The sequence below is a fragment of the Salmonella sp. 5800 genome, from assembly GCF_046558195.1.
GTDB lineage: Bacteria > Pseudomonadota > Gammaproteobacteria > Enterobacterales > Enterobacteriaceae > Salmonella > Salmonella enterica.
The window spans coordinates 1-228 of record NZ_JBGDOX010000055.1 but is presented as its reverse complement, the minus strand read 5'-3'; the positions used below and the strand labels follow the sequence as shown (position 1 = coordinate 228).

The following is a 228-nucleotide window of genomic DNA, read 5'->3' as shown; positions in this document are numbered from 1 at the left end:
CAGCTCCCCGCCGCGGCGGTTATCCTCCGGGTCGGACGAGCGCGTCAGCGCCTCCGCGTAGCCCAGCGCCGCATCGCGGTTTTTCGGGTCCAGACGGTAGGCGTTCGCATACGCCCCGGTGGCGGTACCGGCATTACCCAGTACCATGCCAATGCGCCCCAGCATGAGCCAGCCCTCAACATTGCCGGCATCATTCTGCAGGCGGGTACGCAGCCCCAGCGCCAGCCG

1 protein-coding gene is annotated in these 228 nt (G+C 68.9%); it reads right to left on the bottom strand.

Features of this window, described 5'->3' with window-relative positions; all coding sequences use genetic code 11:
- On the bottom strand, nucleotides 1-228 hold a 228-nt coding region (locus tag ACLJZ5_RS22180), incomplete at both ends, for a tetratricopeptide repeat protein (protein WP_410959042.1).